Source organism: Deinococcus sonorensis KR-87 (genome assembly GCF_040256395.1).
GTDB classification, from domain to species: Bacteria; Deinococcota; Deinococci; order Deinococcales; family Deinococcaceae; genus Deinococcus; species Deinococcus sonorensis.
On record NZ_CP158298.1, the window covers coordinates 363,633 to 383,757 of the forward strand.

At 71.0% G+C, this 20,125-nt stretch carries 18 protein-coding genes and 1 pseudogene; 9 read left to right on the plus strand and 10 right to left on the minus strand.

The genetic code is table 11. The annotated features are described in order from the left end of the window. Positions 1-13 precede the first annotated feature (13 nt). Both ABOD76_RS04890 and ABOD76_RS04895 read left to right on the plus strand, forming a co-directional pair. Entirely contained in the window at positions 14-637 is a 624-nt protein-coding gene (locus ABOD76_RS04890; protein WP_350241977.1) for a TetR/AcrR family transcriptional regulator, read from the plus strand. After that, positions 634-2,184 (plus strand): FAD-dependent monooxygenase, encoded by a 1,551-nt coding sequence (locus ABOD76_RS04895; RefSeq protein WP_350241979.1) that lies wholly within the window; start codon positions 634-636, stop codon positions 2,182-2,184. Before ABOD76_RS04890 ends, ABOD76_RS04895 begins: the two co-directional genes overlap by 4 nt. Positions 2,185-2,652: 468 nt before the next feature. Here ABOD76_RS04895 and ABOD76_RS04900 read toward each other — a convergent pair whose 3' ends face one another. From ABOD76_RS04900 to ABOD76_RS04920, 5 genes are all read right to left on the minus strand, one after another. Further along, complete coding sequence (locus tag ABOD76_RS04900) at positions 2,653-4,368, minus strand: hypothetical protein (RefSeq protein WP_350241981.1); 1,716 nt, start codon at positions 4,366-4,368, stop codon at positions 2,653-2,655. A gap of 238 nt (positions 4,369-4,606) precedes the next feature. Next, a complete protein-coding gene (locus tag ABOD76_RS04905) occupies positions 4,607-4,882 on the minus strand; it encodes a hypothetical protein (RefSeq protein WP_350241983.1) in 276 nt (91 codons plus the stop codon). Between the two features lie 263 nt (positions 4,883-5,145). Then, positions 5,146-6,027, minus strand: coding sequence for a helix-turn-helix domain-containing protein (locus ABOD76_RS04910; protein ID WP_350241985.1), 882 nt, complete (start codon positions 6,025-6,027; stop codon positions 5,146-5,148). A gap of 168 nt (positions 6,028-6,195) precedes the next feature. Continuing rightward, the gene (locus ABOD76_RS04915) at positions 6,196-7,608 is read right to left on the minus strand and encodes a hypothetical protein (RefSeq protein WP_350241987.1); all 1,413 of its coding nucleotides are present in this window, start codon (positions 7,606-7,608) and stop codon (positions 6,196-6,198) included. A gap of 126 nt (positions 7,609-7,734) precedes the next feature. Next, positions 7,735-8,154, minus strand: coding sequence for a winged helix-turn-helix transcriptional regulator (locus ABOD76_RS04920; protein WP_350241990.1), 420 nt, complete (start codon positions 8,152-8,154; stop codon positions 7,735-7,737). Positions 8,155-8,239: 85 nt separating this feature from the next. Between ABOD76_RS04920 and ABOD76_RS04925 the strand changes: the two genes are divergently transcribed. Beyond that, positions 8,240-9,181 carry an SDR family NAD(P)-dependent oxidoreductase gene (locus tag ABOD76_RS04925; RefSeq protein ID WP_350241992.1) on the plus strand — a complete coding sequence of 314 codons (942 nt, stop codon included), beginning with the start codon at positions 8,240-8,242 and terminating at the stop codon, positions 9,179-9,181. A gap of 166 nt (positions 9,182-9,347) precedes the next feature. On the opposite strand, the gene ABOD76_RS04930 is transcribed toward ABOD76_RS04925, so the two are convergent. Further along, positions 9,348-10,382 carry a DUF5666 domain-containing protein gene (locus tag ABOD76_RS04930; RefSeq protein ID WP_350241994.1) on the minus strand — a complete coding sequence of 345 codons (1,035 nt, stop codon included), beginning with the start codon at positions 10,380-10,382 and terminating at the stop codon, positions 9,348-9,350. A gap of 388 nt (positions 10,383-10,770) precedes the next feature. Here ABOD76_RS04930 and ABOD76_RS04935 point away from each other — a divergent pair, with 388 nt between their 5' ends. Continuing rightward, on the plus strand, positions 10,771-12,273 hold the full coding sequence (locus tag ABOD76_RS04935) for a sulfatase (protein WP_350242327.1): 1,503 nt from the start codon (positions 10,771-10,773) through the stop codon (positions 12,271-12,273). A gap of 193 nt (positions 12,274-12,466) precedes the next feature. Continuing rightward, positions 12,467-12,955, plus strand: a pseudogene (locus ABOD76_RS04940) (dihydrofolate reductase family protein). A gap of 283 nt (positions 12,956-13,238) precedes the next feature. On the opposite strand, the gene ABOD76_RS04945 reads toward ABOD76_RS04940, so the two are convergent. Both ABOD76_RS04945 and ABOD76_RS04950 read right to left on the minus strand, forming a co-directional pair. Next, positions 13,239-14,147 (minus strand): proline iminopeptidase-family hydrolase, encoded by a 909-nt coding sequence (locus ABOD76_RS04945; RefSeq protein ID WP_350241996.1) that lies wholly within the window; start codon positions 14,145-14,147, stop codon positions 13,239-13,241. A gap of 271 nt (positions 14,148-14,418) precedes the next feature. Next, positions 14,419-14,799 carry a hypothetical protein gene (locus ABOD76_RS04950; RefSeq protein ID WP_350241998.1) on the minus strand — a complete coding sequence of 127 codons (381 nt, stop codon included), beginning with the start codon at positions 14,797-14,799 and terminating at the stop codon, positions 14,419-14,421. Between the two features lie 948 nt (positions 14,800-15,747). Here ABOD76_RS04950 and ABOD76_RS04955 point away from each other — a divergent pair. Together ABOD76_RS04955 and ABOD76_RS04960 are read left to right on the plus strand one after the other, a co-directional pair. After that, positions 15,748-15,954: a hypothetical protein gene (locus ABOD76_RS04955; RefSeq protein ID WP_350242000.1), complete on the plus strand. Its 207-nt coding sequence runs from the start codon at positions 15,748-15,750 to the stop codon at positions 15,952-15,954. 2 nt (positions 15,955-15,956) lie between these two features. Then, positions 15,957-16,181: a hypothetical protein gene (locus ABOD76_RS04960; protein ID WP_350242002.1), complete on the plus strand. Its 225-nt coding sequence runs from the start codon at positions 15,957-15,959 to the stop codon at positions 16,179-16,181. 345 nt (positions 16,182-16,526) lie between these two features. On the opposite strand, the gene ABOD76_RS04965 is transcribed toward ABOD76_RS04960, so the two are convergent. After that, positions 16,527-17,018: a peroxiredoxin gene (locus tag ABOD76_RS04965; RefSeq protein ID WP_350242004.1), complete on the minus strand. Its 492-nt coding sequence runs from the start codon at positions 17,016-17,018 to the stop codon at positions 16,527-16,529. Positions 17,019-17,349: 331 nt separating this feature from the next. Continuing rightward, positions 17,350-17,538, minus strand: coding sequence for a hypothetical protein (locus ABOD76_RS04970; protein WP_350242006.1), 189 nt, complete (start codon positions 17,536-17,538; stop codon positions 17,350-17,352). Positions 17,539-18,051: 513 nt separating this feature from the next. On the opposite strand from ABOD76_RS04970, the gene ABOD76_RS04975 reads away from it, so the two are divergent. Continuing rightward, on the plus strand, positions 18,052-18,309 hold the full coding sequence (locus ABOD76_RS04975; RefSeq protein ID WP_350242008.1) for a hypothetical protein: 258 nt from the start codon (positions 18,052-18,054) through the stop codon (positions 18,307-18,309). Positions 18,310-18,980: 671 nt separating this feature from the next. Next, positions 18,981-19,940 (plus strand): GGDEF domain-containing protein, encoded by a 960-nt coding sequence (locus tag ABOD76_RS04980; RefSeq protein WP_350242011.1) that lies wholly within the window; start codon positions 18,981-18,983, stop codon positions 19,938-19,940. Positions 19,941-20,125 lie beyond the last annotated feature (185 nt).

The window sequence follows — 20,125 nt, forward strand, 5'->3', positions numbered from 1 at the left end:
TTTGAGGAGCGTCATGACCACCGAGAGTCCCCGCGCCCGCGCCAAACGCACCCAGATCCTCACGGCGGCCCGCACGCTGTTCCTGCAGCACGGTTACGCCCGCACCAGCACCGACGCCATCACCGAGGCGGCCGGGGTCAGCAAACAGACCCTCTACGCCTACTACCGCGGCAAGGCCCAGCTGCTGTCCGCCACCATCGCCCAGGAACTCGACGGCCTCGACCTCCACGGGCGCTTCCAGCCCACCCCCACCACCCACGACGACCTCCGCGCCCGCCTCCTGGACTTCGCGCACGCCGTCACCGGCCACCTCCTGCAACCGGACGCCCTCGCCCTGCTGCGGCTCCTGCTCGGCGAGGCGATTCACGTGCCGGAGCTCCGCGGCGCCCTCCGCGAGGCGTTCCCGGCCCGCCTGCTCGGCGTCGGCGCTCACCTGCTCCAGGACGCCCACGCCCGCGGCCTGATCCACGCCCCCGACCCGGCCCTCAGCGCCCGCATGTTCGTCGGCCCGGTCATGAGCTACGTCGTCCTCGACGGCCTCTTCAGCCCCACCGCCCCCCACCCTCCCACCGACGCGACCCTCGCGCGGCTCGTGGACCTGTTTCTCCTCACCGTCCACGAAGGAGCGAAGCGATGACCCGCACCACGGACGTCCTGATCTCCGGCGCCGGCCCCACCGGCCTGTTCCTCGCCCTGTGGCTCACCCGGCTCGGCGTGCAGGTCCGCATCGCCGACCCCAAACCCGGCCCCGTCCAGGAGACGCGCGCCATCGCCGTGCAGGCCCGCACGCTGGAGTTCTACGATCAGCTCGGCCTGGGGGACGACGCGATGGCGCGCGGCCGGCACTTCGACCGCCTCAACCTCTTCGTGCGCGGCCAGCTGCGCGGCGCGGTCCGGCTGCACGGCGTCGGCCGCGGCCTGACCCCCCACCCGTACCTCTACATCCTCACGCAGGACCAGAACGAGGCGCTGCTCGCGCAGCACCTGGCCCGGCTGGGCGTCACGGTCGACTGGAACACCGAGGTCACCACCTTCACCCAGGACCGCGGCGGCGTGACCGCCACGCTGGAACACGGCGGCCAGCGTGAGACGGTGCACGCCCGCTACGCCGCCGGGTGCGACGGCGCCCGCAGCGCCGTGCGTCACGCGCTCGGCATCCCGCTCAGCGGCGGCACCTACGCGCAGCGGTTCTACGTCGCGGACCTCACCCTCAGCGGACAGGTTCGCGAGGGCGACGTGAACCTCAGCCTCGACGACGACCACTTCCTCGCCTTCTTCCCGATGCCCGAACCGCACCGGCACCGCGTCGTCGGTCAGCTCAGCCGGGACGCCCCGCAGGACGCCACCTTCGAGGCGGTGCGCGGTGAACTCGAAGCGAACGGCCTCGCCCGGGTGGAACGGCTGCACTGGTTCAGCACGTACCGGGTGCATCACCGCGTCGCGGACCGGTTCCGGGCGGGCCGCGCCTTCCTCCTCGGGGACGCCGCGCACGTGCACACCCCGGTGGGGGGGCAGGGCATGAACACGGGCCTCGGGGACGCCGCCAACCTCGCGTGGAAGCTCGCGCAGGCGATTCACGGCGGCGCCGCGGAGGCGCTGCTCGACACCTACGAGCCGGAACGTCGCCCCTTCGCCGTCTCGCTGGTGAACACCACCGACCGCGTCTTCAGTGGCATCGTCCAGAACGGTCCCGCCGCGCGCTTCGTGCGGCTCACCGTCCTCCCGAGCGTGCTGCCCCTGCTGACGCGCGCCGAGGTCGTGCGGCGCTTGCTGTTCCTCACCGTCTCACAGACGCGGCTGCACTATCCGGCGAGCCCGCTGAGCCAGGGCGCGGTGGGCCGCGTCCGGGGCGGCCAGCGGCTCCCCTGGGTTCCACAGGCCGACGGACGCAGCAACTTCGACCGGCTCCGCTCGCTGTCGTGGCAGGTGCACACCTACGGCCCGCCCGCCCCGGACGTGCTCAGCTGGTGCGCCCAGCAGGCCCTGCCGCTGCACGTGTTCCCCACCACCAGCGCGTCACGCCGCGCTGGCCTGGACCCCCTCGGGATCTACCTCATGCGGCCCGACGGGTACGTCGGCCTGGCCCTCCCCACCTTCGACCGCGCCGCGCTCGACCGGTACGTCGCCCGCTGGGTCCACGTCCCACCCCCTGCCCCTGCCGCGCGCCACGCCCGTCCCAGCTGACCCGGAGATCGGCGAACGCCCCACCTCAGCGTCGAGATCAGGGGACGGAGCTGCAGCGGCACCAGGCGGAGTACCCGTCTCCACAGGCGAACCGTGGGATGCAGGGAACGCCAGTGTGATGCACGGTGGCGTGGCGTTGAAGGTGCAGCTGCCGGGGCGTCCTGGGGCTCGCCCGGAAGCCCTGCGGGTCCGTCGGCTGCCCAGGACCCGGCGAGGCGGCCAGCGGACCACGCCGGCCTCCCCTGCGGCCGCTTTCCACAGAGCGGGACGACCGAGGAGAGGCTGGATCGATCCGGCCCTGGCCCGTTGTGCCTCCGGGGCGCGCAGGTGATCGTCACATCTCCAGGCGGCGAAGGGCTGGCGTGTCAATGCCGGGGTGATCCACTGAGCGGTTTGCTGTGGACGCACCGCCGCAGGACCGGTCCAGCGCGGCCCTCCAGCAACGCGTCTTGCGCGCGCCTGGCCGCGTCACTTGCGGGTGTAGGTGCGGCCGCCGATCATCAGCGCGTCGTGCTTCGCGTCCCAGAAGAACGCGTAGGTGCGGCTTGTCTGCCCGTCCGGTCCCCGGAACTCCAGGGTGTACCCGTCGAACACGTACGTGCCGGTGTCCCCGCTGGACGGGCCGCTCCCGGCCGCGGTCGTCATGGTGATCCCGTTGTTCAGGGTGCCGGCCACGCCGCTGCTGCCGCTGCGGGTGAACTGCCCACCGGGCGTGAAGGTGTACACGTCGCGGGTGGTGGCGGTGGCCCCGTTCATCAGCGTGCCGGAGGTGTACGCCGAGAAGAACTCGTACCGGCCGCTCAGGCCCTCCCGCCGGTTCCCGGGGACGCCGAGCGTCCCGTTCATGGGGGTCCAGTGGCCGCCCTGCAGCAGCTCGTACCGCTCGCCCTGCCGGCGCCAGGTTGTCCACGCCTGCGGTTCCCCCTTCCGGGAGGCGGCCACATCCAGGTCGTGCGGACTCCAGCGCAGGTTCAGGTACGCCGTGCCGTCCTTCAGCAGCAGCGTGGTGGTCTCGCGGCCGGTGACGTTGATGCCCTCGTAGGTGTTTTCGTACGTGTGCAGCAGGCCCTGGATCTGGGCGAGACTCGGGCCGGCGTTGGGCTTCAGGCGGTAGCGGTTGAACCGTTCGAGTTCCGCCTGCGCCGCCCGCTTCGCCTCGGCGACCGGCGAGGACCCCTGCACCGGCCCTTCCAGGCGGCACACGGTGAGGCTCCCGTCGCGGTCGCCGAAGGCCTTCTGCCCGTAGATGAGGCTCCGGCCCTGGCCGTCCGTCAGCACCCGGAAGACATTGAACAGCGGCGCGTCCCCGTCCACGCCGTCATACCGGTCGTTGCCGTACAGGTAGCTTTCCAGGTCGCGGTTGGCGAAGTCGGCGTCAACCTCAAGCTGTCCCGTCGCGGCGTCGTAGCGGGAGGTGGCCTGGAGGTTCTCCAGCGGACTGGGGGTCCTGGTGGCCTCGCCCGTGAAGCTCCCGTCCGTGAAGCGCAGGCCGTGGTCGCCGTACAGGGTCAGGGTGTAGCTGACCACACTCAGCAACGTGTCGAAGTCATTGGTGTTCTGCTGCACGCACCGGTACGTCCCAGGGTGCAGTGGGCCGCCGCCCTGATACGGCGGCTGACCGCCCGCCTTGCCGAGCAGCGTCTCGACGAACGTCCGGCTGATCGGGTCGAAACGGGTGGTGGACAGGAACGCCCCGCCGTTCGCGGCGCTGGACGCCGGCGCGGGTGCAGCCGTCCGGAGCGGCTGGGTCAGCTGGTACTCCTGGGGATACAGCGCGCTGAGGTTGACCTGAGCGCTGAGGTGCGCGCGGATGTTCCGGCAGTCGGCGGCGGGGTCCTGGCTGGCGCGGCTCAGCTCGGTGTACAGCTGCTCGCGCCGGGCATCGACCGCGGCGCGCAATGCCGGGAGTTGCGCCGCCGCGGTCCGCTGCAGGTACGCCTCGATGCCGGGGAGCCCGGACGCCTCGCGCCACGCGGCGTACTCCCGCTCCATCACGGTCCGCTCGGAGGGCGCCTCTTGCCCGCACCAGTCGTGGGCGATCTCGGCGACCTGCGCGGCGGCGTAGAGCGTGGCCGCCGCCTTCAGCAGCTGAGGGTCGGTGGGGGGGTCCGCGGCGCGGCCGAGCGCGCTGCTGACGCCCAGCAGCGCGCTCAGGAGACCGCGACGAAGGGTGAGGTGTGGCATGCTGCTGTGCATCCTACCCAGTTGAGCACCGCCCAGCAGCGAAAGCCGGTGGGTCACGGATGTCCGTCACCCGTCACCCAGGGGCGCGTCCTCGACCGCCGGCCGACGGTGGCTGCAGGACGCGCGGGTGGGGCGCAGCCGAGGCTGCCCAGGCCGAGCGGCGAACCAACGACCTGCCGCCTGATACCCGGGTGAGGTGCTCCGGCGTGTGCGCGGAACCCCTGCCGGCGTAGGATGCTCAGTCGGACGCCTGCAGCTCCATGGAGGGCAGGTGGTGCGCCGGCGTGTCGACCAGCGCCCCGAAGCGCAGGTGCCGCTGGCAGATGAACCACAGTTCGCCCCGGTCATTCGGGAGGATGAAGAAAGCGTCGCTCGATTCGTTGGCGTTGTAGACGCCCACCACACGGTAGAGACGGTCCAGACTGAAGCCGCTCTGCAGCGGCAGCGGCATCGGAGCGCGTGGACCACCGAGCTCCTCGATTCGCACGAACAGGTGAGGGTGAAATGCGATCATGCGGTCATTTCACCGGCCCGGGCCGACATGGACCGCGTGAACCGGCACACTGAGAGAGGCGCATAAAGGGCTGCCCAAGGGGCGTGCCGTCCCTTGAACGGCAGGCGACGCACGACCCATCACCCCACGGAACGGTGTCCCTTGCCGCCACGCCTTCAACGAGCCGTCCGACGCCCTGGACGCGTTCGTCCCCTGAGCGGCACGGGTCGGTTCCGCCTCCACCACGTGGCTTCGCGGGTGCAGGCCGGCCAGACGCGCCTGTGCTATTCCGGCAGCTGGGGCAGCAGGAGACGGGGGTGGTCCTGCCGGAAGTCGAGCCACCCGACGTGCTGGTGCCGCGCACTGATCATGCGGGCGAAAGTGCCGGGTGTGAGGCCGCCCAGGGCGCGGAATTCGTGGGTCAGGTGCGCCTGGTCGGAAAACCCCAGGTCGTGGGCGAGGGCGGCCAGCGGCGTCTGCGGGTCGCTGGCTAGGGCGTTGTGCGCCGTCTCGAAGCGGATGAGGCGCGCCAGCGTCTTGGCGCTCACGCCGACGTCCTGCAGAAACTGGCGCTCCAGCGTCCGGACGCTCACGTCCAGTTCGGCCGCCAGCTCGGCCAGCCGTGGGCGGCCCCCGCGGTGGTAGAGCTCGACGGCCGCCCGGACCCCCGCGCCCGCCGTCCACCCGCGGCCCGCCGCGCCCGCCTGCTGCTGGCCGCTGGCGAGCCCGAGCAGCCAGCCGTTGAGCAGGCCCAGCGCGGTCTCGTCATCGCCGGCGGCCAGCGCCGCGGCGATGCGGCGGGCGGTGCGGGCGGCGCCGGAGCCGGCCGCGCCGGCCCCCAGGTCCAGCACGGGCGCCGGGTACTGCCAGCCGAAGAGCTGCCGCGCGGCCCAGGGGTACAGCTCGGCCCGCAGCGCCCGCGTCACCCCGTCCGAAATCAGGTGCGTGCCCCGGGTGACCAGGCCTTCAAGCGTGGCCTCGGGCACGGGGAGCAGCTGGCCGCCCTCGCCCAGGGTCCACCTCCGACCCGAGGAGAAGGTCAGGTGGGCCAGTTGTTCCGGCAGGAAGACGTGTGCCTCGACGGCCGGAAGGTCCTCGTCCAGCAGCATGTACGCCTGCACCAGGGGCCTCAGGGCGGGTGGAGGCGGGATCAGGCGGCGCGGCACACTCCACTCTGCCAGATGGGGCGGCCCACGCGGTGCGGTGGCCGGACCGGGCCAGGTCGCTACCCTGGACACCGCCCCTGGGGAGGCGCGGCGTGCGGCCGGTGGTGGGCGGGGCCACTCATCCTGCGCCTGGCGGGCCGCTGCGGCCCTCGGTTCACTGTTCGCCCGTCAGCTGGCCTCGAACAGCTCGAAGAACTTCAGCAGCGGGTACTCGCCCAGGCCCTCGACGATCACGCCGGTGCTGTGCACCTCCGCCACGCGGTAGGGCGTGCCGGTCTTCCGGCCCCGCCAGGTGGAGCCGATCTCCACGGGCGGCAACTGGTCCAGGGCGGTGGCCCGCGCCTCGGGGGTGACGGAGGCCGCCGGCCGCGGCGCGTCCGGGCCCTGGCCCGTCTCGTTCCTGCGTTTCGGGGCGCCGATCAGCCGGTCCAGGCCCAGGATGGCGTACGTGAACATCGACGTGCCGGGGTTCGCCTTCGCTTGGCCCTGCGCCAGCTTCCGGACCCGCTGCAGTTCCTCGATCGTCAGGCGCAGCCACAACGTACGCTCGAGCCGCCCCGCTGGAGTGGTCTCCTGGAGGCGCTCTGCAACGGCTTTTTTCCCGCCGGCCAGCGCGGTGAGCATCCGGTACGCCGCATCTGCCGGCGTGGCCGCTGGCCGGGCCAGCAACGCCTGTCGGGGGATTGGTGGCAGGTCATCGGTCCGCGGCACCACCAGCCCCCCCGGACGCTCCTCCGGGCGGGTGGGCTGGACGGTCGCCTGCCGCCCCGCGGCGGAGTGAGCAGGGGAGAGGGTGGGCAGCCCAGGTGCGGCTGGGCGCCGGACCGGTGGACGGTCTGGGTCCAGCGCCGCCGTCCTGGAGATGGACGCCGCTGGAGGGTCCTCGCGCTCAGCGGCATCCTCCACGGTCTGGAGGTCGGTCCGAGAGGACGGTGCACGGCGCCCTGCGGGCAAGGTGGTCAGATGGGCGGCGGCAGATTCATCCAGCGTCGCTCGGGCGCTCGGGCGCTCGTCCGTGGGGGAAGGGTCCAGCTGCGCGTGGACGCCGGCCCGTTCGGTCTCCCAGCGGTCCACGGCGGCCTGCACGGCGGCCCGCTGGAACAGCCACTGGGGCGTCCGGTCCCCCGGGGTGCTGCGGCTCAGCACGTACCCCAGCTCCTCCAGCCGCTTCAGGGTGCTGCGGACCGTCCGCTCGTTGACGATGTCCAGCAGCTCCCGCTGCCAGTCCCGGGCGTCCAGGCGCACCCACAGGCCCTCGTCGGCGGTGGGGGCAGCGCCGCTCAGCCGGCGGGCGGCGTTCCGGCCCCGGGCCTCGTCGCGTTGCTTGAGTTTCCAGGCGTACCACCGCTCCATGGCGTGCAGGAGCAGCGCGGCCGTGACGTCGTGGCCGCAGACCGCGAGGTCACTCTCGCGCACGGTCAGGGTGCGCTGGCCGGCGGGTTGACGGATGATCGACAGGTCACTCATCTGCGGGCGGTCTCCGTGCGACGCCGGCAGCCGGAGGTCTCGCCGGGCGGTGAAGGTCGGGCGCCCACGGGGGCCGCTGGGCGTGCCGCGCCGGGCCGTGGATCGGCGCGGCACAGGGGAGCACCAGCCGATTCGCCTGCAGGCCCGCCCGCCTGCACCGCCCGATGAGTGGGTGGTCGCGCCTCTGCCGCCCGCCTGGGGGCGCGGCCCTGTTGCGCTCCGGTGCCGGCGTCGTCGGAGCTATGCACCGGACGTATGGGCATGCGGGTGCTGGGCGTCGAAGGCGTGGCGGGACTGTTCGATGTCGTCGCGGTGCGCCTGCGCCCAGCGCACCAGCGCCGCGACCGGGCGGAGCAACGTCTGACCGGAGGCGGTCAGCTCGTACGTCACGCTGGGCGGCTGGGTCGGGTACACGGTGCGGCTCACGAGGCCGTCCCGTTCCAGGCCCCGCAGGGTCAGGGTCAGCATGCGCTGGGAGACGCCGTCAATCCGCCGTTTCAGTTCGTTGAACCGCAGCGGTCCGGCGTGCAGGTTCACCACGACGTACAGGCTCCACTTGTCGCCCACGCGGGCCAGCACGTCCTTGACCTCCACGCAGGGACTGGGCTCCGCGCACGCCTGAAGGCCGAGGGCGGGGAGATCGGGGTGACCTGGTGACATGAATGTGCCTCCTTGCGCGTCGCATGGGCAGTTCCCATACTGCGGTTAGGTACAAAGAGTAACCACACGCAGGGAGGGAATCAAGATGGTGCACGGTCACGTTCAACCCACAGTCGCCCTCATCACGGGCGGCACCTCCGGCATCGGCCGGGCGACCGCCCTCGCCCTGGCGCAGCAGGGCCTGGAGGTGGTCATCACCGGGCGGGACGCCGCGCGGACCGAGGCGGCGGCAGCGGATCTGCAGCGCCGCAGCGGGAACCCCCGGGTGTCGTTTCTGCTGGCCGACCTGTTCCGGCCCGCCCAGGTGCGCGCGCTGGCCGGAGCGTTCCAGGCCCAGCATGCGCGCCTGGACGTGCTCGTCAACAATGCGGGCGGCACCTTCACCCACCGCCAGCTCACCCCCGACGGATTCGAACGCACCTGGGCGCTGAACCACCTGGCGCCCATGGAACTGACCCTGGCCCTGCTGCCGCTGCTGACCGCCAGCGTTCCGGCCCGCATCGTGAACGTGGCGTCGGGCCTGTACGCGGAGGCGATCCGCTTCGACGATCTTCAGGCGGAGCGAAGGTACAGCACCTTTGGGGCCTACACCCACGCGAAGCTGGCGAACCTGCTGTTCACCCGCGCCCTGGCCCGCCGGCTGGCGGGCACGGGCGTCACGGTCAACGCCGTCAACCCGGGCATCGTGGCCACCGACATCGCCCGGGACGCGCGCGGCGTGTCGCAGCTGATCAACCGGCTGCTCACCCCGCTGAAGAAGACCCCGGAACAGGGCGCGTTCCCGTCGGTGTACCTCGCCACGGCGCCGGAGGTGGAGGGGATGACCGGCCGGTTCTTCAACAAAACCCGGTTCGTGGACCCCCGGCCAGTCACCTTCGACGAGGCCCTGCAGGAGCGGCTCTGGCAGGTCAGCCTGCAGCAGCTCGGCCGGACGTCCATGGGTGATGCCGTGCCCGCGGTGGAGACGGAACGCCGTTCCGCCGCTCAGGAGTCCGACCTGGCCGCGGCCACCCCACCGCTGAGCTGACGGAACGACCGTCACCCTCCGCCCACGGTACCCCGTCTCGATGGGTGGGCGCGGGTCGAGCAGGTCGTTGCCTCAACGGTGGGGCGTGCCCAGGTCCTCACCCGGTGGTGGATCACCGGTGGGTAAGGCCTGGGCACGCCCCTGAGCGCTTCAGCTCGTGTTCGGTTCAATCCTCGTCGTGCACCCGGAGGTCGGTCGCATGCACCAGGTGCAGGTCGCTGGCGTCCACCTGCCCCCTGACCCGCACCTCGCTGCGGATCGCGGGCGTGCCGCTCACCGCGGCACGGGCAAAGTCCACCGTGTACGGCCCGGCCACCAGCGTCCGGGCGGCGAGGTCCAGCGACGTCACCCGCGCTTCAAGCTGGATGGCCGCCCCGGCCACGGGGGCCGGACCCGCGTCGTCATGTCCGCCGGCGTCCTCGACCCGGAGGCGGCTGGCCAGCAGCACCCCGGTGGAGGCGTCATAGGTGCCCTTCACCTCGGCCCGCAGGCCATTGACAGGAGCCCCCCGGACAGTGGCCAGATGGTAGTCCACGGTGGCGCCCGCCGTGGAGAAGGTCCGGGCCGTGGCGTCCAGCGCGCGGATGGCGCCGTGCAGTTCCGCCTGATCGTCCTGGCCCTGCTCATGGCGCTCGGACGCGCCGCGGACTTCAATGCTGCTCGCGAGCACCGCGCCGGACGCGTCCTGCTCGCCGGTCACTTCGATGAACGCCCCGACCTGAAGGTCGGCCAGGGTGTGGGTCAGGTGCGGGACGCTGGATTCCTTGCGGGACAGTTCAATTCGGGTCGTGGGCGTCACCGTCACGGTCTGCCCGTTGACCACCAGGTTGCCGGCCTTCAGGTCCAGGCTGCTGACCGTGCCGCGCAGCTGCTTCTCGATTTCAATTTCACGTGCCGTGTCGTCCCTGGCGCGCACAGTGACGTGCTGGCCGATGCTCAGCGCGAGCGCGTTGGCGTCATCGCCGTTGACCCGGACGGTCGCCCCGTTCGGCGACGCGGTGAGGCTCTGGGGGGCCAGGCCGAGGTGCAGCGGTTGTCCGGCCACCGTCAACGCCTGGTGGTCGGCACTCAGCGCGGTCACGGTGCCGGCGATGACCTGAGCATTCGATGATCCGGGTGCGGTGGTCGGCGCGGTGGTCTGGCTGGCGCCGCAGGCGGCAAGAATCAGGGTCAGGGCGATCAGGGCAGGGGGTTTGATCATGGACAACCTCAGGAGGACGCAGGCGTGACGAAGGAAGCGGGAACGCGGCGGGTGAAGCAGGAACCCTGCCCGGTGATGCCCCCGGGCTTGTTGACCCGTCCCGAGCGTACCTGGGCGCCCAGGCGGGCAACAGGCGCAGAAGTCGGGTGGGTGGCCCGACCTTGGTCGGCGTCTCCGCTGCACGGTCCCTCGGGTGTCTCGGCTCAGCCCGGGTTGGTTCTGCGCGGATGTTCACGCGGCGCCAGCAGGGCGCCTCAACCCGGTTCTGGAGGATGGTGGGCGGGCCCAGCGCACGTCGCCGCGTGTTTCCCTGCGGCTTGTGGCGCTCACCGGCTTCGCAGGTGTTGGTGTGCCTGGCCGGGGTGCGGCCGTACCCTGGGAGGTGACCATGCCACGAAACGTGATCCTGATTCAGATCGACTCGCTCAACAGGCATTACCTGCCCGCGTACGGCAACCGCTGGGTGCGCACCCCGAACCTGGACGCCTTCGCGGAACGTGCCGTCACCTTTGACCGGCATTTCACCGGTTCACTGCCGTGCATGCCCGCCCGCCGGGAACTCTGGGCGGGCGTCGAGGAATTCTGGTGGCGCGGGTGGGGACCGCTGGAGCCGTGGGACGAGCCGGTGGCCTACCATGCCAACCGTGCGGGCATCACCACCCAGCTGATCACCGACCACTACCACTTTTTCGAGTGGGGCGCGCACAGTTACCACCACGATTTCAGCGGGTATGAGTTCATCCGCGGGCACGAGCACGACAACCACATCACGGCGCCGCTCCAGCAGACTCCCGCCTGGGCCCGGCGCATGGTGGTGGAGCACGGGGAGGGCGCCCGCATTTATCTGCGCAACGTGGCCGACTTCGTGCGTGAGGCCGATTTCTTCGCCCCAAAGGTCATGGCGGCCGCCGCCCGCTGGATTGACCAGAATCATACCCAGGAGCGCTTTTTTCTGCACATCGACAGCTTCGACGTGCACGAGCCGTTTCACATCCCCGAACCGTACCGCAGCCTCTACACGGATGAAGCGCCGGAAGACTTCAATCCCTGGCCCCGGTACGGCCGCAGTGACGAAGGGGAGCTTGCGCTCACGGAGCGCGAACTCAACTGGGTTCGCGCTCAATTCGCGGGGAAGCTGACCATGGTCGACGCCTGGCTGGGTCAGGTGTTCGATGCGCTCACCCGGCATGACCTGTGGCAGGACACGGCCGTGATCATCACCACCGATCACGGGCATTACCTGGGAGAACACGGACGCATCGGCAAACCGGCGAGTCCGTTGTGGAACACCCTCACGCACGTGCCGCTGCAGGTGTGGTGTCCCGGGCAGCCGGCGCGGCGCGAGCAGGCGATCACGCAGACCGTGGACCTGCATGCCACCGTCCTCGACCTGCTCGGCCTGCCCAGCACCGCGCCGCATTCCCGCAGTGTGCTGCCGGTCCTGCTCGGGCAGCGGTCCCATCACCGGGACCTCGCCGTGTACGGGTACGCCAATGCCCGGGTGGGCGTCACCAACGGCGAGTGGACGCTGTTGCGGGACCACGACCCGCGTCTCGGCCCGGCCCACTGGTACTCGCTGCAGGTCGGTCACCTGGATGCCCGGAGTCACGCGGCCCGCTTCGAGCGGCCCACGGCGTTCCCGGAGCTGGTGGCCGGAATGTTCATTCCTGGCGTGAAGACGCCGCATTGGCGGATGCCGGCGATGTCCAGCGACATCCGGCATCTCCCCCCGCTCCGCGAGGACCTGCTCTACCACGCCAGTGACGTGGAGCAGCAGCAGAACCTGCACGCGGGTCATCCGGAGGCCGTCCGGCAGCTGGAGGATCAACTGCGCGCCCACATGACTCGGCTCGGTGTGCCCCAGGAGCAGTTTGCACGGTTGAGGCTCTGACGCGCCCGGGCACCTCAATTTCAGCGGGGCCCGAGCCGCACGTCACCGCGGTCCGAGGAGCCCCGGCGGCTCGCCCATCGCTTCAACGAGCTACGATCAATGTCCTGCACGCCACACCCCTGACCGACCACGGATGGAGGACCTGAGGATGGCCACACTGGTGATGTCCGAGTTTCTGTCGCTGGACGGCGTGATGGAAGAACCGTCCTGGAGTGCCCCGTACTGGAACGATGAGATCGCGGCGTTCAAGGCGGCCGAGATGGCCGGCGCCGACGCGTTGCTGCTGGGCCGGGTGACCTACGAGGGCTTCGCCCAGGCCTGGCCCTCGCGCACCGACGAGGCGAGCGGCGGCGCCCGCATGAACGCGCTGCCCAAATACGTCGCCTCGACCACCCTGGACCGCGCCGAGTGGTAGAACACCACGCTGCTGGGTTCCGACGTCGCCGCCGAAGTCGCCGCCCTCAAATCTCAGCCAGGTGGCGACCTGCTGATGTACGGCAGCGGGGTGCTGGGACGCTTCCTGTTGGAGCGCGGGCTGGTCGATCAGCTGAACCTGCTGGTGTACCCAGTGGTGGTGGGCCGGGGCCGGCGGCTGTTCGGGGAGGCAGCCCTCACCCTGCGGCTGGCCGAGGCTCGGCCCATCGGCGCTGGGGTGATCCTGATGCAGTACCAGCCCGCCTGAGGTCGCCCTCCGCGGACCGGGCGAACCGGCAGGACGCCGGATCCAGGTCCTGGCGGTCGTCCCGGGAACCGCTTGCCAACCGGAAGGGGTGGCGCAACGAACCCAGGGCCGGGTCCGGTGACCGGGAGGACGGAACGCATCGTCCTGCATGACCCGCGCTCGAGTTCCCGTCCGCACCACGAGCGGACGGTGGGCAGGGGGTGCGGCTGATGCCGCTGGGGGCAGAAGGAGAGGAACCCCAGGTCAGTGGACTCAACGACCCCCACCGCCGCGCGTCCACACGTCACGCGTGGTGCGCTCCCCGCTCCACCCGCTGCAGGAACTCCAGCACCGCCTGGTGATGCGCCTGCGGCTCCTCCACGAACGGCACGTGCGAGCTGTGCTCGAAGATGCGCAGCTCCGCGCCGGGGATGCCGGCGGCGATCTGCTCGGACAGCGCCGGCACACACTGGTCGTAGCGTCCCGCCAGCACCAGGGTCGGCACCTGCAGTTCCGGCAGCCGGTCCACCACAGTCCACCCGGTGTATTGGCCGGTCATCCGGAACCACTGCGGGCCATACATCGCCCGGTACACCTCCGCCCCCGACCCGGCGAAGGCCCGCTGCAGGTGCCCCGGCAGCGGGACCCGGCAGCAATGCACCCCCAGGTAGTGCTGCGCGAAGGCCGCCTGATACGCCGGATCGCCGGTCGTGCCGGCCGCCTCGTGCTGGTCCAGCAGCGCCTGAACGTCGGCGGGCAGCTGTCGCCGCAGCTGCCGGGCCCCGTCCAGCCAGCCGTCGGCCGTGGCGAACGAATCCGCGATGATCAGGCTCTCCAGCCCCTCCGGGTGCGTCAGCGCGTACTGCAGGGCGAGGGCGCCGCCGAACGAGTGGCCGTAGACGTGCACCCGGGTGAGGCCCAGGGCGTCGCGCACCGCCTGCAGCTCCCGCACGAACAGCGCGATGGTGTAGATCGACGGGTCCGCCGGCCGGTCGGAGCGCCCACAGCCGAGCTGGTCGTAAAAGACCACCCGCCGCACGCTGCCGCTCAGCGCCGCGAGCGGTTCCAGCGCGTCGTGCGGCATGCCGGGACCGCCGTGCACCACCAGCACCGGGAAGGTGCCCGGGGCGTCCTCGGTGCGGGTCATGCCGTACCAGGTGTGGAAACCGGAAAAGTCAATCGTCCCTTCACGATCAGCCTGCCAGTCCTGCATGGTGCCTCCTGAATGAACGGGGGGCTCTCAGCATACGGCCCCGGCGGCGGGGACGGCAACGCGGCGCCGGGACCCGTTGACGTGGGGCTCTCGTGGGCCCTGAGCCCGGGGCATCCTGAAGCGCACCTGCCGGTGAGGCGCTCTGCATCACCCCTGCCGGACCGCGGCGCGACCGTCCTGCCGTCCTCGAACCGCCTGAGGGGCGGCATGAACCACACACGACACCGCCACTCCAGCACGGTTCCCGAGACATCCTGTTATGTGGCGGTCGTTACGGCATCGGTGCAGTGTCGTCCCCGGTGGTGTCGTCCATGCCTTGACCTCTGAATTCAGCTGGACCGAGTATGTCACCCCAGGTGTTTCTCGTGCCCAGCATCAACAGCACCAGCAACGTCAGGCCGTAGCCCGTGAATCCCAGAGAGGCCTGCTGCGCCAGGGTCAGGGCGCCCGCGGCCAGCAGGACCGCACCCACCGGCACGACCGCGGACCACACCCGGTCCCACTGCAGCACGACTGCCTGGGTGGTGAGCAGGGAGCGCAGCACCACCATGATGGACCGCAGGTCCGCGGCGCCGGTCAGGGTCAGCAGTCGGCCCCACCAGACGCGCTCCAGGTTCGGCATCATCACCCCCACGCGGCGCACGAGGGTCATCAGCAGCGCCGGGAGGGCCAGGTTCAGGTGGGCGCAGGGCCGACAGGCGCTGCAGGTGCACGATCACCCTCCCGACCCTCACGGCCACGAACGCCAGGCCGGCCAGGGTGGCGCCAGCTGTTCCGGTCAGAAGGGCGAAGGCTTCCCACTCCTGCGCGACTTCGTGAAACGAAGCCATGGGCCGCTCCAGCAGTGACACCACTTGAGTTCGCCGGTGGGGCCCTGCCTTCGCCCTGCCCGTCCACGGGCGGTATGCAGCGGGGCACTGGCTTCCGCAGGTGACGGCCAGGAGCAACAGCGGACCACCTCGGCCGCGAGCACCTTGTGCACGGTAACACTGGTTGGATGGCATTACCGGCAGGGTGGCCCGGTCCGACCAGGCGGTGGCGACGCTCGCCTGGCCCGGCCCATGCGGAGCGGCTGCCCGGGTCCGTGGCACCTGCGCGTGCCGACCAGGGTGCACGGCGGACGCCACCAATCCCGGCTGGCAGCAGGACGCGCGGATGGTCCGCGCGCTGTGCGCGGTGCAGATGCTGATGGGGTGGCCTCAGCACGTCTGGGATGTGCTCGGTGGCGCGTCCGGGTCTCGGGTGACGTTGCCGAAGCATCCGCGCACGGCTCATTGTGTATTGACTAGGCGTTACACTCAGCGCATGCTGTTCCTGTTTCAAAAGACCAGGGTGAAGGACGCTGTGGAGTAAGAGGAACCCCCGCCCAACCACCCTGCCCGGAGACAGTCACAGGCAGGGTGGTTGGGCGGGACGCAGGGGGAGGCCTGCACCTCCGCACCCTGCGTCCAAGGGTTCCAGAGGCAGACACCGACGGATACACTGCTGGCCGGCTGTGCAGCGGCTTGAATGGCGATCGCACAGGGCCTGACCGCCCAGTCCCCGATCCTGGCGCCCAGCAGTTCACCACACCTTGGACCACACGGCACCTGGAGGCACCATGAGCGCACGTCCGCAGAACAAGCACCTGAATCCCAAACTCGGCCAGCAGGCGCTCGGCATCGTGCCGCTCGGCCAGGACGAGGTCACGCAGATCGTCCGCATCCGCACCGACAGGGACGCGATGGCGTGGTTCAGCGGCCTGACGGCGGCGGCGCGCGGTGAGCTGATCGCCCAGCTGCACCGGCGCGCCACCGAGGAGGGCTGAGCGTGCAGGGCCTGGGCGACCCGCTGTGGAGTGCGGAAGTGTACAGCCCGGACAGCCAGGACCTGCTGCACGATCTGGGCCGCTGGGAGAGCGCCGCCGCGGCGCGTGCCGCCTGCTTCCAGTACGCGGGCGAGGCGCTGCAGTGGACGCAGATGGAGGACGGCGAGTTGTGGGCCAGAGGGCCGCAGTGGTGGTTTCGGGTGTTTCAGGCGCGGGCACTGAACTGATGCTCGCCGCGCGACAGCTGCAGCTTTCCTTCCGTCCCCTGGGAACGGGGTACAGACAAGGTGGCTCAGGCCAGTAGCCGGGCCGGTGGGCCACGGTCAGCTGGCGCGGCGTCAAGTTCGGCGCTGTGCGCCGCCCGAACCGGTGACTGGGCTTGGGGCGTGGCGGGCCAGCTCCGGCGGCCGTTTGGACCGGCCCGTGCAGGGCCAGGCGGGGGGCACCGGACCCGGACCCCCAACACCCTGCCTTGCCACCGGGGACGGCGGGCATGCACTGGGCAGGCAAGCCCAACGAACAGCGCCCCACCCTGGCCAGACGGCTGGGGCTGGGGCGCTTGTCGGGCGAACTCAGCGGTGCTGCGGCCAGCCGAGCAGGTCGCCGATGTGCTCGAGCACCTGCTGCGCGTGGGTGTTGGGGTCCACGTCCTTCCAGTGGTGCGCGACGCGCCCGGCCGGGTCGATCAGCACCGTCTCCCGCCGGGCATACGTGACCGTTTCGCCCTCCACCTCTGCCGATGCCAGCACGCCATACTGCCGGCTGATCTCGTGCCCGGCATCCGAGACCAGCGGGAACGCGAGGGTGCAGAAGCTGCTCAGGTTCTTCTGCTGTTCGGCGGTGTCCACGCTCACCCCGATGAGCGACACGCCCATCGCTTCGAAATCCTCGTGAATCGTCTGGAAGCGGCGGGACTGCATGACACAATGCGGGTGGTTGGCGCGGGGGAAGAAGTACAGCACCGTCCAGCGTCCCTGGGTGTCGGACAGGCGCTGGCGTTGATGTTTGCGGCTGGACATCTGGAAGTCGGGGGCCAGGTCGCCCACGGTGAAGGAGCTGGACATACCTGGAGTGTACGCACAGCGCTCTTGCGGCACTCTGACGGTCCGGCGGGCACCCCGGTGCAGGGCGCAGGAACGCCGTTGACCCGTGCACCATGCGGAATGCCCCGTCCATCCAGCGCCTTCAGCAGGCGCTGGGCGTGGCCGCCGCTCCGGACACGGTGCGGGGCCCGCATCCTGCGCAGGTCAGCCGCTGGAGGCCATCGCCCGCCGCCTGGAGACCGACCCGACCGGGAAGGCGTGGGTGCGGGCGCCCTGACGGAGGCGCTTGCCTCAGCTCGCCCCAGCCGTTCGTGAGGTCTTCGGTAGAGGGGTTGCCGCGGCCTGACCGTGGTTACACGGCCCGGCCGCTGATGAAGTCCCGCAGGACAAGCACGCGCGCCAGGGCATGCGGTGGCTGCAGTCCCTGCAGCTCGACTTCCCAGTACGCTGGGTGTTCCTCAATGATGCGCCGCACCGCGTAGCGCGGCTCTGCATCCCGCCCGATCCGGTAGATGGTTCCGGGTTTCGGGGGTTCGCTCATGGCAGAATTGTAGGCGCCGGGTATGACAAAGATCTGAATGCTGCGGCACGATGCGTCACGGGACAGCCCCCCAGGCACGAAGAGGTCCGCACGGTGGACGAGCAGCGCCACCGTCACCTGCGATGGGTTGATCCGACCGGGACGACGGCGCCCGGCCCGCTGGTGCGGTCCTTCGGATGCGGCAGGCCCGGACCCGATCCGGGCGGGCAGCTCGTGAGCGCCACAAGGCGGGGGCCACCCGGCCTGCGCTGCCCGCGTCGGACCCGCATGCACCCCGCACCCTGGAGCCGGTCGCATGGCTGGTCGACGACGCCTCAATGCCCGCTGGCCGCGCGTGGTGCTGCCTGCGTCCTCGGGGTCCAGCAGGCCGTGTCCAGGACGGCTTGAGCGCTTCCCGCCAGCATCATGCATCCCTCGTCCCTTGCGGGGACAGGGTTCGCCACGGCGGCCCCTGAACCACCGTCCCTGAACGGCGGTCAGGGAACGGTCAGCGCGGCGTGCCTATGCTGAGGGGTGTACCGTGCCGAACTCGTCGTGAACAACGTCCATTACACCCTCGGCATCTTCGTGTCGGCCCCGCAGGCTCAACTGCACTGCTTCAGGCATATGCAGGGCGCCGTGACGCTGGAGTGGTCTGAGGTTGCCGCTGAGGTCTGGATGGCGACGCTGACGAAGGACCGTCAGCTGCTCGTCCGTCATGTCGCGGCGTGGGCCTTCACGACCCACCGGCCTGGGGCTGCACCGCAGGAGGGCTCCCGGCCACTGCCCTGAGGTGGCCGTGTCACAGGTGACGCTTCCGGGATGAACCGGCGTGGTTACGGGGAGCGTCCGCCGCCGGTGACCTGCGCTTGTCGGGTTGACGGTGCCGCGCGCTTGCACACCCGGAGTGACGCGCCAGCATCTGGAATTGCACCACGTGGCCGCGAAGGATCCTGGGCTGCCGTTCTCTCTCCTGGGCGAGGACCTGCAGACCAGAGCAGGCGCCGGGCTGGCGAATGTCCGCCGCGCGATTCAGCGTCATGGGGAGCGGTGTTCGCCACCCACAGGGAGGGCCGGACCACGTTCGCGTTCACCCTGCCGCTGTGGCGGGCGTGAGGACGTCCTGCAGCCGTGCTGGCCAGGTCAGCGCCGCGACGGCCCAACAGCAGCGGCGCCGGCCGTGGCGCTAGGACTTGGCGTGCACCCGGGCCACGGCGGCGGGTGGCTGGCGCCGGCGATGGACCGTCAGGCCATCAGCCGAGCCCCGGGTGCGCGAGCTTCTTGACCGGCGGGCATTCCGCAGGACGCCTGTCATGGAACCGTCAAGGACCGGAGCCTACCGTGGGTGGGTGAGACCCGGCGAGCCTCGAGTCCAACGACGGCACCTGCACGCTGAGCAGACGCGCCGCTGGCTGTACCTCGTGACCGCCAGCGGGGCTACCGTCCTGCTTGGCGGCGTGGCCATGTACGGTCAAGGGCACCGCGGTTCGGCGCCGCTGGACGGCTGGGCCGGGTACGGCGCGGCGGTGTGCCTGGTCCTGGCCGTGTTGCTGGCCATCCGGCGCGTGACGACCCGCACCGTGGACCAGGGGGCGCTGGGGCTTGCCAGTGCCCTGGTGCTGGCCCAGCTGGGCGCGGCCTTCACCCGCCACCAGCTGCCCACACCGCACCTGTACTTCTCGTGCGTGTTCGTGGGCATGGCCGCGTACGCGGTGCTGCCGGTGCGGCTGGCGCTGCTGTATGGCGCGGGGCTCCTGGCGCTGCTGCTGGGCCTGCAGGTCCAGGCGGGCGGCGGCAACCTGACCCTGCTGGTGGACACGGCCATCACCCTGGTGTTGATCGGGCACATCTCGGTGTTCGGGCAGCACATCACCGCCGAGCGCACCGAGAGTGGCGTGCACGAGACGCTGGCCCTGTCGGACCCGTTGACCGGCGCGGCGAACCGGCGGGCCGTCTACCCGCTGCTGGAACAGCGTCACACGCCGCCCGACACGCGGGGGCGTTCGGCGGTGATCCTGCTGGACATCGACCACTTCAAGCGGGTCAATGATGAGTTCGGGCACCTGGTCGGGGACGAGATCCTGCAGCAGCTCACCCGGACCCTCCAGCAGACGTTCGGTGGCCACGGCACCGTGGCGCGCTGGGGGGGCGAGGAGTTTCTGGTGGTGCTGCAGGGCGTCCCCCGTGACCAGCTCGCCGACCTCGGCGAACGCTGCTGCGCGGCCGTGCGAAAGGGTCCGCAGCCGCTGCCGTGGCCACTGACCGTCAGCTGCGGCGTGGCCCATGCGGCGGAGGCGGCGTCGGTTCAGGGCTGGGTGGCGCTGGCGGATTGCCGGCTGTACCACGCCAAACAGCAGGGACGCGATCAGGCCGCCACGGAGGACACGGTCACGACCGGGCTCGGCGACCCCCCACGCCCGTAGCGCGGATCCTCGGCACGCGCCGCTTCCAGGACGCCGCCCGCTACTGGGCCGGTCCCGGCCGAAGGGCGCCCGGGGCACCCGCGCCCTGCAGGACCGCCGCCTTGACCGTGCCGGGCAGCTCCGGGGCCCGGCCCCTGGCCGTGGGCGGCCGGGTGAAGCGTTGGCGTAGTCCGGCCGGCCCGTCA

Coding starts and splice junctions, on each gene's coding strand:
- ABOD76_RS04900 (WP_350241981.1), bottom strand. CDS start 4,368: ATGCCACACCTCACCCTTCGTCGCGGTCTCCTGAGCGCGCTGCTGGGC.
- ABOD76_RS04935 (WP_350242327.1), top strand. CDS start 10,771: ATGCCACGAAACGTGATCCTGATTCAGATCGACTCGCTCAACAGGCAT.
- ABOD76_RS04890 (WP_350241977.1), top strand. CDS start 14: ATGACCACCGAGAGTCCCCGCGCCCGCGCCAAACGCACCCAGATCCTC.
- ABOD76_RS04925 (WP_350241992.1), top strand. CDS start 8,240: ATGGTGCACGGTCACGTTCAACCCACAGTCGCCCTCATCACGGGCGGC.
- ABOD76_RS04905 (WP_350241983.1), bottom strand. CDS start 4,882: ATGATCGCATTTCACCCTCACCTGTTCGTGCGAATCGAGGAGCTCGGT.
- ABOD76_RS04930 (WP_350241994.1), bottom strand. CDS start 10,382: ATGATCAAACCCCCTGCCCTGATCGCCCTGACCCTGATTCTTGCCGCC.
- ABOD76_RS04945 (WP_350241996.1), bottom strand. CDS start 14,147: ATGCAGGACTGGCAGGCTGATCGTGAAGGGACGATTGACTTTTCCGGT.
- ABOD76_RS04955 (WP_350242000.1), top strand. CDS start 15,748: ATGAGCGCACGTCCGCAGAACAAGCACCTGAATCCCAAACTCGGCCAG.
- ABOD76_RS04970 (WP_350242006.1), bottom strand. CDS start 17,538: ATGAGCGAACCCCCGAAACCCGGAACCATCTACCGGATCGGGCGGGAT.
- ABOD76_RS04980 (WP_350242011.1), top strand. CDS start 18,981: ATGTACGGTCAAGGGCACCGCGGTTCGGCGCCGCTGGACGGCTGGGCC.
- ABOD76_RS04920 (WP_350241990.1), bottom strand. CDS start 8,154: ATGTCACCAGGTCACCCCGATCTCCCCGCCCTCGGCCTTCAGGCGTGC.
- ABOD76_RS04895 (WP_350241979.1), top strand. CDS start 634: ATGACCCGCACCACGGACGTCCTGATCTCCGGCGCCGGCCCCACCGGC.
- ABOD76_RS04950 (WP_350241998.1), bottom strand. CDS start 14,799: ATGACCCTCGTGCGCCGCGTGGGGGTGATGATGCCGAACCTGGAGCGC.
- ABOD76_RS04965 (WP_350242004.1), bottom strand. CDS start 17,018: ATGTCCAGCTCCTTCACCGTGGGCGACCTGGCCCCCGACTTCCAGATG.